This is a genomic window from Lysinibacillus sp. FSL M8-0355 (assembly GCF_038008985.1).
Lineage (GTDB): Bacteria > Bacillota > Bacilli > Bacillales_A > Planococcaceae > Lysinibacillus > Lysinibacillus fusiformis_D.
This window is the reverse complement of the sequence record NZ_JBBPAI010000001.1, coordinates 3,460,166-3,476,814: the sequence shown is the minus strand read 5'-3', so window position 1 is coordinate 3,476,814 and position 16,649 is coordinate 3,460,166. Positions and strand designations below refer to the sequence as shown.

General features: G+C 36.6%; 8 protein-coding genes. All 8 read left to right on the top strand.

The features are described from left to right. Positions 1–64 precede the first annotated feature (64 nt). Positions 65–1,813, top strand: a complete 1,749-nt coding sequence (locus MKY46_RS16795) for an ABC transporter ATP-binding protein (protein ID WP_036121614.1) — start codon at positions 65–67, stop codon at positions 1,811–1,813. A gap of 108 nt (positions 1,814–1,921) precedes the next feature. Next, positions 1,922–3,634 carry an ABC transporter ATP-binding protein gene (locus tag MKY46_RS16790; RefSeq protein WP_036121611.1) on the top strand — a complete coding sequence of 571 codons (1,713 nt, stop codon included), beginning with the start codon at positions 1,922–1,924 and terminating at the stop codon, positions 3,632–3,634. A gap of 37 nt (positions 3,635–3,671) precedes the next feature. Further along, a complete protein-coding gene (locus MKY46_RS16785) occupies positions 3,672–5,315 on the top strand; it encodes a (2,3-dihydroxybenzoyl)adenylate synthase (RefSeq protein WP_058843374.1) in 1,644 nt (547 codons plus the stop codon). Then, positions 5,312–13,114: an amino acid adenylation domain-containing protein gene (locus MKY46_RS16780; protein WP_340834832.1), complete on the top strand. Its 7,803-nt coding sequence runs from the start codon at positions 5,312–5,314 to the stop codon at positions 13,112–13,114. The genes MKY46_RS16785 and MKY46_RS16780 overlap by 4 nt, the downstream gene beginning before the upstream one ends. Further along, entirely contained in the window at positions 13,111–14,079 is a 969-nt protein-coding gene (locus MKY46_RS16775; RefSeq protein WP_036121596.1) for an ABC transporter substrate-binding protein, read from the top strand. Before MKY46_RS16780 ends, MKY46_RS16775 begins: the two co-directional genes overlap by 4 nt. Before the next feature lie 14 nt (positions 14,080–14,093). Continuing rightward, entirely contained in the window at positions 14,094–14,852 is a 759-nt protein-coding gene (locus MKY46_RS16770; protein ID WP_036121594.1) for an ABC transporter ATP-binding protein, read from the top strand. Continuing rightward, complete coding sequence (locus tag MKY46_RS16765) at positions 14,836–15,600, top strand: ABC transporter permease (RefSeq protein ID WP_036121591.1); 765 nt, start codon at positions 14,836–14,838, stop codon at positions 15,598–15,600. Before MKY46_RS16770 ends, MKY46_RS16765 begins: the two co-directional genes overlap by 17 nt. An 11-nt stretch (positions 15,601–15,611) precedes the next feature. After that, a complete protein-coding gene (locus MKY46_RS16760) occupies positions 15,612–16,649 on the top strand; it encodes a methyltransferase (RefSeq protein ID WP_036121587.1) in 1,038 nt (345 codons plus the stop codon).

Genomic DNA, 16,649 nt, shown 5'->3' with positions numbered 1-16,649 from the left:
GGCTGCTGAGTAAAGTACAATGTAAAATTACACAGATGATTGTGTAGGAAGGGGCTGAATAACAATGGAAAAAGCACTACAAAATAAAAATCCGATCTTCATGCTTCTTTCTTGGGCAGGAAAAGATAAAAAATATTTATATTTATCGGTTTTATGTTCTTTAATTAGTGGTCTTTCTACAATTGTACCTTATTTCGTTATTTATCAAATTATTGAGCAAGTCTATCACAATACCTTAACGGAAGCCTTATTAATTCAAAATTTATTACTTTTGATTACATCGATTATTGTTCGATTTGGGCTCTTTGCTATTTCTGGTACTCTTTCGCATAAAGGAGCCTATCGAACGTTATTTAAAGTGCGTTGTCAAGTAACAGAGCATATGGCACAAGTACCATTAGGCTCTTTAAATGAACGAAATACAGGGGAAATTAAAACATTATTAAATGAAGAAATCGAAAAATTAGAATTATTTTTAGCCCATCATTTACCAGAGCTCGTCTTTTATATGAGTGGTCCAATAGCTGTCTTTATCTATTTATGTACGGTAAATGTACCGTTAGCGCTTATTTCGTTTATTCCATTAATCATTGCAGTAGCAGTTATGGCCATCATGTTTCGTGGTACGAATCAAATGATGGATCGTGCAGCACGTTCTATAGCTAATTTAAATGCAATCATTATCGAATATATTCAAGGCATGCGTTTAATTAAGGCATTTAACATGAGCAGTTCATCTTTTCAAAAATTTGCTAAAGCTGTAGATGATGAATTTAAGACATGGAAAGAAATATCTTTGAAAATGGGCCCACCATATGCGAGCTATATCATTATTATAGAGTGCGGTTTATTGCTAATGGTGCCCATAGGTGGCATGTGGTTCTTAAATGGTAGCTTAACAGGAAGTGTCTTTATTCTTTTTGCATTTGTAGGTTCATTGTATTTAACAGAACTACGCCCTCTACAAGAATTAGGCATGAACTTTGCACAAGTATTAAATGCTGTAAAGAAATGTGTAACTTTTTTAGAAACACCTGTTTTTGAACAAGGGCAAGCATTTCCAAAGAATTATACTATTGAATTGAAAAATGTTAACTACTCTTATGATGGGCAGAAAGAACATTTAAAAAATGTGAATCTAACGATTGCTGAAAATGAAAAAATAGCTATTGTCGGTGCTTCAGGTTCAGGGAAAAGTACAATTGTCCAGTTGATTTCACGCTTTAATGATGTTCAACAAGGGGAAGTGTTAATCGGCAATCAAAACGTGAAGGCTATTGAGTATGAGGAATTATTAAAAAATATAACGATAGTATTCCAAAAGACATTTTTAACGAGTGGGACCGTTTTCGAAAATATTGGTATGGGCTCTAGCGCCACACTTAATGAAGTAAGAGAAGCAGCAAAAAAGGCCCAAATTGATGATTTTATCATTTCATTACCAGATGGTTATGATACGAAGGTAGGGAGCTTTGGCATTAGATTTTCTGGTGGTGAAAAGCAGCGTATTGCGATTGCACGTGCCATTTTAAAAAATGCACCTATACTAATATTGGATGAAGCCACATCCGCAGCCGACCCAGAAAATCAAGCCGAAATTGATCAGGCCATTGCTGAGCTTTGTGTAGGTAAAACGGTTATTATCATTGCACATCGTCTTGGAATGATTAAGCATTGTGATCGAGTGGCCATTGTCGAAAATGAAACAATTCAAGCGTGTGGAACACATCAAGATATGCTAGAAGAATGCCCTTCATATAAAAAAGTTTGGCAGGATTATAGCAAAGCTAGAGAAATTACGTATGAATTGTAAGATATTTATCTTGGTTCAGCAGATGTCACATATTTGGAAGAAAATTACCTACGTAGCGACGGGTACAATTACGCCAAGGCGTAATTAATGGATGAAGGAGAATCTAGTATGGACAAAAAACATGCATTTAGAAAAAATATTTCTTTTTATCTTTCTGTTGTTTTCAATGTCATCGAAGGGATGCTAGCTGGTTTTAATTTTATCGTTTTATACTACACGATCAAAGCCTTAATTACAGAGCAATTAACGATGAGCATGTTAACTCAAACTATATTATTATTAGGTGCTGTTTTTGTTATTCGCTTAATTGTCTATGCATTTGGTTATACGAGAGGGCAAATTGGTGGTGCGCAAGTGAGTAGAATTCTTCGCTTGTCGCTGGGCGATAAAATGAAAAAAATACCACTTTCCTCCTTTACGAAGGCACAAATTGGCGAGTACATTAATGCAACGACAACAAGTGTTAATAATTATGAAAATATTTTGACTCATAAAATTGGTGATATTATAAAAAATACTTCGTTTAGCTTACTGTTAATTGGCTTCGTTGCAACGCATTCGATATCTGCTGGAATAGTTCTTTTATGTTCAGGCTTATTATTATTACCATCACTTTACTTGTCCTTTTTAATGGTAAAAAAATACGGGAACGAGAAGAAAAATATTATGACAAAAAATACAAGTGATGTAGTGGAGTATATTAATGGTATTCAAACGCTACGATCATTTGGTTTAGGTGGTGTTAAAAATAAAGCAACAACTGATTCTATGAAAGCCTATAGTGATATTAGTTATGTATATGAGATCAAAGTAATTCCAATTGGTACGATATTTAGTATTCTCTGTTGGTTCAGTTTACCGATTGTTCTTTATTTAGCAGGTCATCAATGGTTGGCAGGAAATCTAGAGGCTTCTTCCTTCTTTCTAATTAGCATCAGCCCTTTATTTACATGTAAATTGTTTGGCACACTTTTTATTGACCTTACCTCTTATAAAAATTTTATGATTGCCAAACGTCAAATTGAAGCTGTATTAGATGCAGAGGAAGAGCCATCAAGTGATGCCTTTTTTGAACCTGAACAATATAGTATAGCTTTTCACAATGTGAATTTCGCCTATAGCCAAGAAGAACCTGTATTGCGTGATATTAATTTTGAAATTGGGTCTTCCCAGTTTGTAGCAATTGTCGGGCCATCGGGTTCGGGAAAATCAACTATTTTAAATTTAATCACAAAATATTATGAGCCTAATCGTGGTGATATTTTAATTGGTCAGCAAACGATTCAATCGATCGCTACTGAAAAAGTAATGCAAAAAATTTCAATGGTTGATCAAGATACTTTTTTGTTTAATGACACGATATTAAATAATATTCGCTATACAAAGCCAGAAGCAACAAAACAAGAAATTATTAATGCTGCAAAAGAGGCCAACTGCCATGATTTTATTGAGAAGTTGGAGTATGGCTATGACACAATCATTGGGGAAAATGGTAATAAGTTATCTGGTGGTGAAAGGCAGCGTATATCCATTGCACGTGCCATTTTAAAGGACAGTCCTATACTTTTATTAGATGAAGCGACCGCTTCGTTAGATATCGAAAATGAGTTAGCTGTAAAAGAAGCGATTAAAAATCTTTTGAAAAAGAAAAAAACAGTGGTGATGATTGCCCATACACTTTCCATTATTAAAAATGCAGACAATATATTAGTTGTGGATGGAGGACAAATCGTTGAAGAAGGGTCACATCAAAGTCTTATCGCTAAGGAGGGCAAATATGCAGCTATGTGGAAAAAAGAACATCAATTAAGTATCGTCTAACAAATAGATGTTAACAGAGAGAATGGAGGCGAAAAGGATGTCTCAGCAAATGGATTGGTATTTACAAGAAGTAGAACGATATGAAGAATTGGGCTTTTTAAGAAAGAAAACATTAATGGAAGAGCTTGACATCATTGCTCAACGATTTCCGCATCATCTGGCAGTAGTGGAAGGGAATCGACGCTTAACTTATGAAGAGCTGCTTCAAGAAATTGAGCAATTATCGACAGGCTTTTTATCTTTAGGTTGGCAGCAGGGTGATCGGGTTTTAATGCAGTTACCAAATACAATTGAATTTATTACTGTTTTATTTAGTCTGTTAAAAATAGGTGTGCAGCCTGTTTTGATGTTGCCATCCCATAGAGAAGTAGAAATCGATACAGTTGCCAAAATGGTTCAACCAATAGCTTATATATGTTGCAGTAGTTATCTAGGTTTCCAGTATGAATGTATGGCCGCACAGGTAATTCCTCAGCATAAAAGTATTCGATATATTGTGACGGTTGGGGAATCCACCATACAGTGGCCAGCATCCTATACACATGTAACAGTAGATCAGCTGAAAGAAAGGAACTATTCATTAGCAATTAGCGCTTCACCTCACTATAGAGATACTGCATTATACTTATTGTCTGGTGGCACAACAGGCATTCCCAAAATAATTCCGAAAATACATGAAGCTTATGCCTATAATGCATTCGCCTCTGCTGAAAAATGTGGAATGACTCCTGAAACGGCATACATGGCTGTACTATCGATTTCACATGATTATCCGTTATGCTCACCAGGTATATTAGGTACTCTTTTTACAGGTGGAAAAGTGGTATTATGTCAAACCTCTAGCTTTGATGAAGCATTTCATGAAATCGAAAAAGAACAGGTGACACATACCGCCATTGTACCAACAATTGCTAGCCTTTGGTTAGAAGCATTTGAATGGTATGAAGATTTGAATATGTCGAGCTTAGAGGTGGTCTTAATTGGCGCTGCTCACATAGAGCAGGAAATGGCTGTTCAATTTATGAATACATTTCACTGTAAAATACAACAAGGATACGGACTCGGCGAAGGGATTACTTGTTTTACAGCATTAAATGATCCTGTGGAAATTGTTACAAGCTGTCAAGGGCAAGCAATTTCGATAGGTGATGAAATAAAGATTATAGATGAGCTAGGAAGAGAAGTTCCTCAGGGTCAGCTTGGAGAATTGGTGGCAAAAGGTCCGTATACATTTGGCGGATACTATCAAGCATCTGCTTTAAATGCAGAAATTTTTACCAAGGATTACTTTTTACGTACTGGTGATAAGGCTCGTATTACATCAGATGGAAATATACAAATTGTCGGTCGAGTAAGGGAGCAAATTAATCGTGCAGGTGAAAATGTTATACCATCTGAAATTGAAAGTTTTTTACGTACACAGCCAATGATAAAAGATGCTGCTGTTGTTGGTTTACCAGATAAGGATCTAGGAGAAAGCATTTGTGCATTTATAGTGACCGATGGACAAAGAATGGAACGAGATGAGATATGTAGTTATTTATTTCATATAGGTGTTGCTCCATATAAACTTCCAGATCGAATCATATATGTTGAGCGATTACCGTTTATAAATGTAGGGAAAGTGGATAAAAAAAAATTAAAACAGATGGCTATGGAAAGTGAGGCGTCTATGCATTGAAATTAGAAAGTGATTTAGACATCATCCGAAATCTAGCATTAGAAGTCAATCAACTCCTCGGTATAACGAAAGAAATACGCGCGGATCAAAATTTATTGGAGTTAGGCTTAAACTCCTTACAAGTCATGAAATTAGTCAGCAAACTAAAAAAAGCTGGCATTACCATTACTTTCAAAGAATTAATATCGGAACCTTATTTGAGCGCTTGGTACGAATTATTAAAGAGAGAGGCTGTCCATTCAATAAATAGTGATAACTCCCTATTAGAAAATCAAGATAAAACAATACCTAATATGTATGAGCCATTTCCATTAACAGATGTACAGTATGCCTATTGGGTTGGGCGACAAAGCGGTCAATATTTAGGCGGAAATGGCTGTCATGGTTATATGGAAATTAACGGTCAACATATTGATATAGAGCGGCTTGAATCGGCATGGGCCATCATTGTCCAGCATCATCCTATGCTTCGTGTTAAGTATACGGAGGATGGCCAACAGCAAGTTTTAACAGCATCCCCTTTTACAGCTATTGCTGTTCACGATTTAACAGCATGTTCACAAGACGAGGTTAATCAACAATTAGAAGCTATTCGTGCGAATACTTCACATCGGCTATTGGCAATTGATCAAGGGGAAGTAGCTCGATTACAGCTATCTCTATTGCCTGATGGTAAAACGCGACTTCATTTCGATATCGACTTACTTGTAGCTGATGTGCAAAGTTTCCAAATCATTTTACATGATTTAGCGGCCGCTTATACTAGACAACAAAAACCGAAAGCACCTAAAAATTGGAACTTTGCGAAATATCTTTATGATAAAAAATTAGCAAATGCTGATGAAGAACGTCATGCCGAAGCCTATTGGAAAAACAGGTTAGCCACTTTACCATTAGGTCCTAAACTACCGTTGTCAAACAATGCTGCGTTGATACAACACGAACCTAAATTTACAAGAAGAGAGTACTTTTTAGAAGATACTGCTTGGAGCAAGCTGCAATTGATTGCGTCTCGTTATAACGTTACTTCTGCGATGGTATTGTTAGCAGCTTATGCTTACACATTAAATAAGTGGAGCAGTGAATCCCGTTTTCTTATGAATATACCATTGTTCAATCGAGATACTTTGTCTGAAGAGCTAGAGCATGTTGTAGCTGATTTTACTACCTTGTTATTATTGGAGGTTGATAGTGAAACACAACAGTCTTTTTTAGCCTTTACAAAAAGTTTACAACAGCAATTTCATCAAGATATGAACTATACGGCTTATTCAGGGGTCAAAATTCAACGAGATTTAGCTAAGTATCACCCAGATGAAAAAGTCTTTGCTCCAATCGTTTTTTCATGTAATTTAGGTGTACCACTTATTAATGAAGAATTTAAAGATGCATTTGGCAAGATTCATTACATGATTTCTCAAACACCTCAAGTTTGGTTAGACTTTCAAATGTTTGATATGGATGGTGGTTTATTATGTATTTGGGATGGTTTGGATGACATATTTCCATCAGGCTTATTGGATGACATGTTTGATCTGTTTATCAAAACCATTCATTGGTTAATTGAAGACGAACAGCATTGGCTCCAACATCCAGCTATCGAAACGAAAGCACAAATAGCAAGACGTCAAGTAATAGAAGATTCCATAGTAACAGATTCTGCACAGTGCTTGCATACGTCTTTCTTTGAAATAGCAAAGCAACAACCATATGCTATAGCGCTAATAGATGGGATAGACCATCATGAAATAACTTATAAACAACTGACCTTACAGGCGGAACAGGTGGCTGCCACATTGTTACATAACGGCTTTAAAAAAGGTGATCGAGTAGCGATTTCATTGCCGAGAGGATTAGAGCAAATTCAAGCAATTTTAGGGGTTTTGGCTATTGGGGGATGCTTTGTTCCAGTACATGTGACACAGCCAAGTGAGCGCTATAAAAAAATTATTGAAAAGGCTAATGTAAGCTTTATCTTAACAACTGCTCCCTATGAGGCAAAATATAAAAATATTGATCAAGTACAAGTTATTAAAATAGAACAAACACAACAATTTGGTCATGTGACATTGCCTAAAGTGGATGTAAACAGCTCAGCTTATATTATTTTTACATCAGGCTCAACGGGAGAACCAAAAGGTGTGGAAATTAGTCATAAAGCAGCTTGGAATACAATTGCAGATATCAATCAAAAATATAACATAAGCATGGAAGATCGTATTTTAGCAGTATCTTCATTAGATTTTGATTTGTCTATATACGATATATTTGGTCTTTTGAGTGTTGGTGGCAGCATTGTTCTTCTTTCAGACGATACGGCTCGAAACGCTGATATTTGGTTAAAATTGGTTCGTCATTATCATGTTACACTATGGAATTCTGTACCCGCTTTATTGAAAATGTTTTTAATAGAGGCAGAAAGTGCAAAATTAATTTGTTTAGATTTACGTATCGTCATGCTGTCAGGTGATTGGATTAACTTAGATATTCCTGACCGATTGTTAAAAGTAGCACCGAGAGGTTTATTAGTAGCGATGGGTGGTGCGACAGAAGCGGCAATCTGGTCCAATTACTATAATGTTGATCACCCGTTACCAGCAAGTTGGCGATCTATCCCTTATGGAAGACCATTGAGAAATCAGTTTTATAGAGTGATTGATGTAAATGGAGAAGATTGTCCGAATTGGAAAGCAGGAGAATTGTGGATAGGCGGCGCTGGTATAGCCAAAGGGTATGTAGGAGAACCACAATTAACTGCTGAGCGTTTTATAGAAGAAAAAGGTATTCGCTGGTATAAGACAGGGGATAATGGGCGATTTTGGCATAATGGGCTTATTGAATTTTTAGGAAGAAATGATTCCCAGGTAAAGGTACGGGGTCATCGTATTGAATTAGGTGAAATCGAAAGTGTTATGCGAAGCTATGAGAAAGTGGAGGATGCCGTTGTCACTGTCAGAGGAGAGGAAAGCCAATATTTAGCTGCTTATATTGTAAGTTGTTCAGAAAAAGAGCAGGTACAATCTATAAAGAACAATAAACCCATGATTGATTGGTCTAACATAGATCAATTAAAAGCGTCAGGGTATTTTTTAAAAAATGTAAATGAGAATGAATATCGTTATCGATTGTTTAAAAATTATTGTACCCACCTCACTACGGAAACGATTTGTAAAATACTTGTCAGATGTGGTTTTCCAATAGAAAAAGATGCAAGCTACAATAGGATAACGATCATAGAGCGAGAAAAGATCAACAGTCGATATCAAAGCTTAATCGATCAATGGTTTAGATTTTTAGAAAAAAACAATATCGTTTCATGTGATGGGCCGATTATTCATAATAAACAATGCTTAATCGTCCAAAATGAAGAATCGTTTCATCGTTTAAATAAAAAACAAACAACATATATAAATGAATTTATTTCTACCTTTTTTGAAAAAAGCTATGCACTTTTAACTGGTGAAATAGAGCCTTTAGAATTATTGCTTCCTCATAATGTACACACTTTAGAGCAATTGACAGATAACCTATCTGATGGAAACAAACAGCAAGAAGTATTCATAAACTTGATTCAAACGGTATTAAATCATCGAATAGAACGTCAAGCACCACTCAAAATATTAGAGATTGGGACGCGTCATATCAACACGCTTCAAATAGTAATGGAAGCATTTTCGACAGATGAGCTACATTATACGGCTACAGATGAATCCAACTATTTTTTAAATCGTGCTCAACAAATTGTAGGGTCACAACCGAATATCCATTACAAAATGCTTGATATAAATAAGTGCCCGATTTCTCAAGGCTTTGTAGATGGTGACTATGATGTGATTGTGGCTTCTCACTCTTTACATAGAGCAGCCCATATTAGAAATTCACTTAAACATTTAAAAAAGCTATTAAAGCATGGCGGTTTATTCATTCAATTAGAAATGACGGAAAATAATCCTCTGCAATTAGTCAGTACAGCATTTTTAGAGGATGGCTTTACACATTATGAGGATGAAAGGGCAAAGACATGCCTTCCCTTATTATCAGAAAATGATTGGCTTTCAGTATTGACAGACGAGGGCTTCACCAATATGACGACGCAGTCTATTGATACCGCGTTTACACAGTATTTATTTGTAGCGCAAGTTGAACGACAATCAACATTAGATTTCCAATTAGAACCACTTCACCGTTACTTAGAACAACGATTACCAAACTATATGATTCCACAAGTCATTATTCAATTAGAGCAGTTGCCTATTACTGCTAATGGAAAAGTAGATCGAGCAGCATTACCAATCCCTCAACAAGAGCAAGCTGATCTAGCTAAAAAGGATTTTATTGCACCAACAACCTCAATCGAATTGAGATTAGCACAAATATGGAAAGAAGTATTAGGGCAAGAAGCCATTAGCATAGACGATCATTATTTTGAGCTTGGTGGAGATTCATTATTAGCTACTCAGCTTAGTGCAAAAATAAAAGAGCAATTTGCTGTCAAAATGAGTTTAGAAGCCATCTTTAATCAACCAGTGTTTCAACAAATGGCCTTGTTATTAGAGGAACTAGTGCACCAAAAGTCAAATGAGGACTCGGAGAAAAAGTTACCAAGTATAGAGCCTAATGAGCAGGATCGTTTTAAGCCGTTCCCATTAACAGACGTTCAGCAAGCCTATTGGTTAGGCCGTAGCGGCATTTATGCGTACGGGGATGTATCTACTCATTGCTATTTTGAAATGGATTGTTCTTCCCTCGATCATGCAAGGGTGGAGCAAACATGGAATCGTCTTATCCAACATCATGATATGATGAGAGCCATTATTTTAAATGATGGACAACAGCAACAAGTCCAAGAATTTGTAGCGTATTATTCCATTGCTTCCTATAATCTTACGAATCTTTCAGCAGAACAACGTAAAGAACAGCTCACGTTAGTGCGCAGTGAGATGGAACATCAAACTTTTATTCCGAGTGAGTGGCCATTATTTGATATTCGTATGTCGGCCATTAATGAACAAAAAACAAGAATCCATATTAGTTTTGACAATATCATTTTTGATGGCTTTAGTATGTTCTATTTATTTAAAGAGTGGAAGCGGCTATATGATGATTCTTCAGCAAAACTACAAACACTTCAAACGACATTTAGAGATTATATACTGGCTTATCAAAAAATTCGAGAGACCGAAATGTATAAGCGGGATATTCAATATTGGCATCAGCGAATTGACAATATGTATCCAGCACCTGATTTACCACTGCTTGATTATAAAGAAGATTTATCTAACTGTAAATTTACAAGATACGAGGAAAAGCTATCGACAGAAGAATGGCTAGTATTAAAGCAATTGGCTGCCAAAATGAACTTGTCACCAGCCTCGTTGTTAATAGCTGCTTATGCTGAAACGTTAGCGAGATGGAGTAGCCAACCGAAATTTACGATTAATCTTACTCGTTTTCATCGTGTGTTGTTCGAACCAGATGTTGACCAGCTCATAGGTGATTTTACATCTCTTAATCTGTTATCTATTGATATGTCAAAAGGAGAATCTTTTTTAGAGCGTGCAAGAACTGTTCAAAAGCAATTATTGCAGGATTTAGAACATCCTTATGTAAGTGGTGTTTATGTCGAACGAGCACTAGCAAAAAAATGGTATCGACAAATGGGGATTATGATGCCCTTTGTCTTCACGAGTGGCTTAGGGCTTGAAAAAAATAATGGATCTACAACAAAAACTAGCTATTTAGGGGATATTGTATATGGATTATCTCAGACACCTCAAGTTTGGCTAGATCATCAAGTTTCAGAGCAAAAGGGTGAATTATGGTTAAGCTGGGATGCCATAGAGGAGCTTTTCCCGCAGTATCTAATTCGCGACATGTTTGAAGCATACACCCGTATTTTAAAGGAGCTTGCTAGGAAAGAAGACTTATGGCAACAGCCAATTAGGAGTCTTGTATGTTTCCCATGTCAAGAGCAAGAAGGGAAATTGAAAGGACCAGACACAGCTATCTCCGACGAGACATTAATCAGTCTTGTTGAAAAACAAATAGCAGCAAATCCTACTAATCTGGCAGTGATTTCGGAAGAAAAAAATATGACGTACGAACAGCTAAGTCATTTAACGAACCATACTGCGCAAGCAATACTCGCAATGGATCGTACTAAAGGAAGATTAGTTGCTGTTGTTATGGAAAAAGGATGGGAACAGATAGTTGCTGTTTTAGGCATTATGAAGGCAGGGAAGGCATATTTGCCGATAGATTGTACAACACCGATTGAACGGATGAAATTTCTTTTACAGGAAGGAGAAGTTCAATCCATTGTGACGCAAGCACATGTGCTTAAACAGCTACCTTTTTTAAATGATTATCATGTGACAGTCATTGATCCTGAATGGGCACATCAAGAATGTTTTATTACTAGTCCTGAATTATTGTCTTCTGATTTAGCGTATGTCATTTATACTTCTGGTTCTACTGGAAAGCCGAAGGGGGTCATGATTGATCATCGAGGTGCAGTGAATACGATAGTAGATATTAATGATCGACTTGGCGTTTGTGCAGAGGATCGCATTCTTGCGTTATCTAACTTGACGTTTGATTTATCGGTCTATGATATTTTCGGTTTACTTGCTGTTGGAGGAGCCATAGTAGTACCACGAGCTGAGCGCATAAAAGATCCCGTTCATTGGAATGAATTATTGCAAACGCAGCACATTTCCATTTGGAATACAGTACCTGCCTTTATGCAAATGCTGGCACAATATACTAAAAATATAGAGTTTTTCACATATCCAACATTAAGAGCGGTACTACTGAGTGGAGACTGGATTCCAATAAGCTTGCCAAGTGAAATTTGGGAAATTGCGCCAAAGACACAAATTTTAGGATTAGGTGGTGCAACAGAGGCGTCTATATGGTCGAATATTTTCGATATACAAACAGTAGATGGGAATTGGAAGAGTATTCCATATGGGAAACCTTTAGCCAACCAATATTATTATATTTTAAATGACCAAATGGCGGCCTGCCCTGTGAATGTACCAGGAAATTTATATATCGGAGGAGTAGGGCTTGCAAAAGGCTATTGGAAAAATGAAGAGCGTACAAATGAGCAATTTTTAATTCATCCAATGACAAAAGAGCGTCTATATGCTACAGGCGACTTAGGGCGATATTTGCCTGATGGCAATATTGAATTTTTAGGAAGAGCAGATGCACAAATCAAATTAAATGGCTATCGGGTTGAAATAGGCGAAATAGATTATCACTTAGCTAAATTGCCTTGTGTGAAGGAAGCAGCAACCATTGTTCATGAACGTAATGGAACATCAATACTAGTGGCATATGTAGTATTAGAAGATGAACAAGATGGACTAAATAATGAACAATTTAAACAATTACTTGCTCAAAAATTGCCTCATTATATGTTGCCTACAATCTATAAATCTATTGATAAAATGCCTCTATCAGAAAATGGGAAAGTAAACCGTAAGTTTTTACAACAGTTACCATTGAATGAGCAAGAGCTGTCAAAGAAGTATAGAGCACCTTATACAGAGATGCAAAAAGACGTAGCAGCAATATGGGAAGAAATATTATCCTACGAACAGCCTGGACTTGATGATGACTTTTTCACATGTGGAGGTAATTCTTTAATGGCCATTCAAATGATCGGAAAAATAAAAGAGCAATTCACTATAGAGCTTTCTATTCAAACACTATTCACGCATACACGCCTTGAACAACTAGCAGCATATGTTGAAGAGCAAAGTGTCACTATGGAGGAAGGAGCTCTATGAGACAGCATCTCCTTGCCCGAATATGTTTCATGATTATCATGATGGCTTGCATAAGTGGCTGTAGTGAAGAAACAAAAATAGCTAAGCATTCTTCATTAAAAATAGGTGTGTTACGAATCGATGATAGTCTGCCTTTATATGTAGCTGAGAAGGATCAACTTTTTCAAAAATATGGTGTCGATGTTGAGCTTATAGAGTTTGGCAGTGCTTCTGACCAATCCAAGGCGATGGAGGCTGGTGAGCTCGACGGCATGATGACTGATATGATAGTCCAAAATTTAATAAAAAAAGGAGGCTTGGATGTTAAAACCATTGCATTAGCATTAGGTGCGACGGAGAAGGAGGGAAGATTTTTAGTCGTTTCTTCTCCGCAAAGCGCTATTGTTGAACCGAAACAGCTAGAAGGACAATCTGTAATGATCGCTGAAAATACAATGATAGATTATCTAATGGAGCAATATGAGCGCCATTTAAAACTAGAATCCTCCCAAATAACAAAAATTCATTTGCCGAATCTTTCATTACGTGTAGATGCCGTATTAGCTGGAAAAGAAGCGCAGGTAGCTATACTACCAGAGCCATTGGCAAGCTATGCAGTTGCCCAAGGTGCAAATATTGTCATTGATGATACAAAGCTTGGCGAGAACTTTTCCCAATCAGTCATCGTGATGACACAAAAAAATATAACAAAAAATAGAGCTGAGGTTAAAAAATTTCTGGAAGCCTACAATGAAGCCATTAAACAGGTAAATCGGCAGCCAGAAAAATACTTTGAGCTTGCCTTACAAGTGGCGAATGTACCAGAAATTTTAAAAGAACAATATACAGTTCCAGCCTTTACGCCTAATCGTGTACCAGCACAAGAAAATATGGAGCGTCTTTCGGATTGGTTAGTTTCTAAAGGATTATTAGAGCAAGCCTTTTCATATGAAGAGCTAGTAGAGACATCCTTAGAAGAACAGTAAAAGGAGGATAGGCCATGTATCAAATTCAGCATGTTGACTTAGCATACAAATCAGCCTCAGGTATGGTGAACGCTCTGCAAAATATTAGCCTTCATATATCTTTAGGTGAATGTGTAGCTATTGTTGGTGTCTCAGGTAGCGGAAAATCCTCATTTTTAAATATTGTAGCTGGCTTGGAGAAACCGACTAAAGGAACCATTTATTTTGATGGTAAAGAACTGAAAGGACCACAGCAGGAGATAGCGATTATTTTTCAAAATTATGGCCTGTTTCCATGGAAAAGCGTGAAAGCTAACATAGCTCTCCCTTTAAAGCTTGCTAAACGCTCTAAGCAGGAAAGGGACAGGGACACACAATTAATTTTATCGCAATTGAATATTCACGATTTGCAGAACCGCTACCCTTTCCAACTATCTGGGGGGCAGCAGCAGCGGGTTGCCATCGGTAGGGCTTTAATTCAAAAACCAAAAGTCTTGTTAATGGACGAGCCGTTTTCTGCGTTAGATATTTTAACGAAGGAGCAATTCATGCAGACATTACAAACAATACGTCATGAAAGAAATTTAACCTTACTATTCGTGACACATAATATTGATGAAGCGCTGATGATGAGCGATCGAATTGTTGTATTTCACACGAATGGAAAAACAATTGCAGGAATTATTGAGAATGATTATCAAATAGAGGGGCGTCATCATCCTGCTTGCATGTATCGTCAGCAACAGCGGATTAAACAATTATTAAAGGGAGAGCCCTGTGAAGAAGACATATAGTATAGTGATTGCTGCCATCCTGATTATTTTATTATGGCATCTGTCTAGCATTGCATTAAATAAACCTTTTTTACCTTCTCCCTTTAAAGCAGGACTATCATTTTTAACAGTAGTAACAAACGGTGATTTAACACCACATTTTGTCATTAGTAGTTATCGAGTAGCTATTGGTATTGGCTGCGCTCTTTTATTAGCGATTCCTACAGGATTACTTATGGGATGGAATAACAAAATAGACCTCATATTAAGTCCTTTATTATATGTGCTCTACCCTATCCCGAAGGTTGTTTTTTTACCAATTATTCTTGTGTTATTTGGATTAGGCGATGCCCCAAAAATCATTTTAATTGCCTTTGTTCTTTATTTTCAATTAGTCGTAGTCATCCGTGATGCAGCGAAGGGAATTCCTTATGATCAGAAGCAAGTTATCCGGTCATTAAATGCTACAAAACTACAAACATTGTCTCATTTGACATTACCCTATTGCTTACCGAGTGTAATGACTTCTTTAAGGGCTTCATTAGGAACAGCATTAGCCATTCTATTTATAGCAGAAACTTTTGCATCTTTTAGCGGATTAGGATATTACATTTTAAATCGAATGGATAGTAGAGATTATCTAGCTATGTATGCAGGTGTGATAGGACTAGCTTTATTGGGTGGAGGGTTATATGCCCTTATTAATATCGCAGAAAACACTGTTTGTAAATGGTATAAATTGATGGCAGATAATAGCAGTAACCATTAAGGAGAAAAACTATGGATATACAAGGAAATATGATACGTTCAACGATTCAAGGCTTTTCTACATCTTATTTGCTCTATACAGCTTGTGAATTAGGAATATTTGATGCCTTATATCAAGAACGAAGACATGTATCGTTATTGGCAGAGGAATTAGCAATTGATGAAGACATACTCTTTCGTTTTATGAGACCATTAGTGGCTTTAAAGTATGTGAAAGAAGAAAAAAATTATTTTAATTTACTTCCTTTAGGGGAACGGTTGGCAGGACAAGCAAAGGATTCTTTAAAGGATTTTCTGCTATTTACAGGGAGACAAGCAATGCCTTATTGGTCAAAACTATGTGAGGCAATAAAAATGAACAAAATCCCATATCAATTAGTAGAGAAACAGCCTTATTTTCAAGCACAAATACAGCAAAACGAAAAATTTGAAGTGTTTCATAATATGATGAGTAAAACAAGTGAACAGCTTCAATTAGACACCTATTTCGCAGCAAAAAAGGATTGGCACTGTATCAAGACAATTATTGATATTGGTGGTGGATCTGGAGAGATAATTGTGAAATTTTTGGAATATTATCGCAATGCTCAAGGGGTTGTAATCGATTTACAACATGTTCAACAAAAGGCGGAGGAGAAGCTGGCACTTTACGGTTTCGATAGTCGATGTACGTTTCAGGCAGGAGATTTTTTTCATGCAGTGCCACGGTCAGGTGATCTCTATATTCTATCGAGAATTCTCCATGATTGGGAGGATGAAGCAGCAATTACAATTTTACGTAATATTGCCGAAAGTATGAGCGAAAATTCTGCACTAACTATTATTGAAAAAATATTACCAGAGGTCATTGAAGGAAATGCCTCGCATTTATATATGACAGATTTAAATATTTGGACGATGTGCGGAGGCAAGGAAAGAACACAATCGCAGTTTGAGGCGTTATTCCATCAAAGCGACTTAAAGATCAAAGCACTTTATCCATTAAAAGAAGATGACTATCTAATAGAAGTTGTCAAAAAGGATTTCGAATATCAGGAGGGCATAATATAA

Bases quoted from the DNA above. Each gene is read 5' to 3' on its own strand.
- MKY46_RS16795 (WP_036121614.1), top strand. From the start codon at position 65: ATGGAAAAAGCACTACAAAATAAAAATCCGATCTTCATGCTTCTTTCT.
- MKY46_RS16790 (WP_036121611.1), top strand. From the start codon at position 1,922: ATGGACAAAAAACATGCATTTAGAAAAAATATTTCTTTTTATCTTTCT.
- MKY46_RS16785 (WP_058843374.1), top strand. From the start codon at position 3,672: ATGTCTCAGCAAATGGATTGGTATTTACAAGAAGTAGAACGATATGAA.
- MKY46_RS16775 (WP_036121596.1), top strand. From the start codon at position 13,111: ATGAGACAGCATCTCCTTGCCCGAATATGTTTCATGATTATCATGATG.
- MKY46_RS16770 (WP_036121594.1), top strand. From the start codon at position 14,094: ATGTATCAAATTCAGCATGTTGACTTAGCATACAAATCAGCCTCAGGT.
- MKY46_RS16760 (WP_036121587.1), top strand. From the start codon at position 15,612: ATGGATATACAAGGAAATATGATACGTTCAACGATTCAAGGCTTTTCT.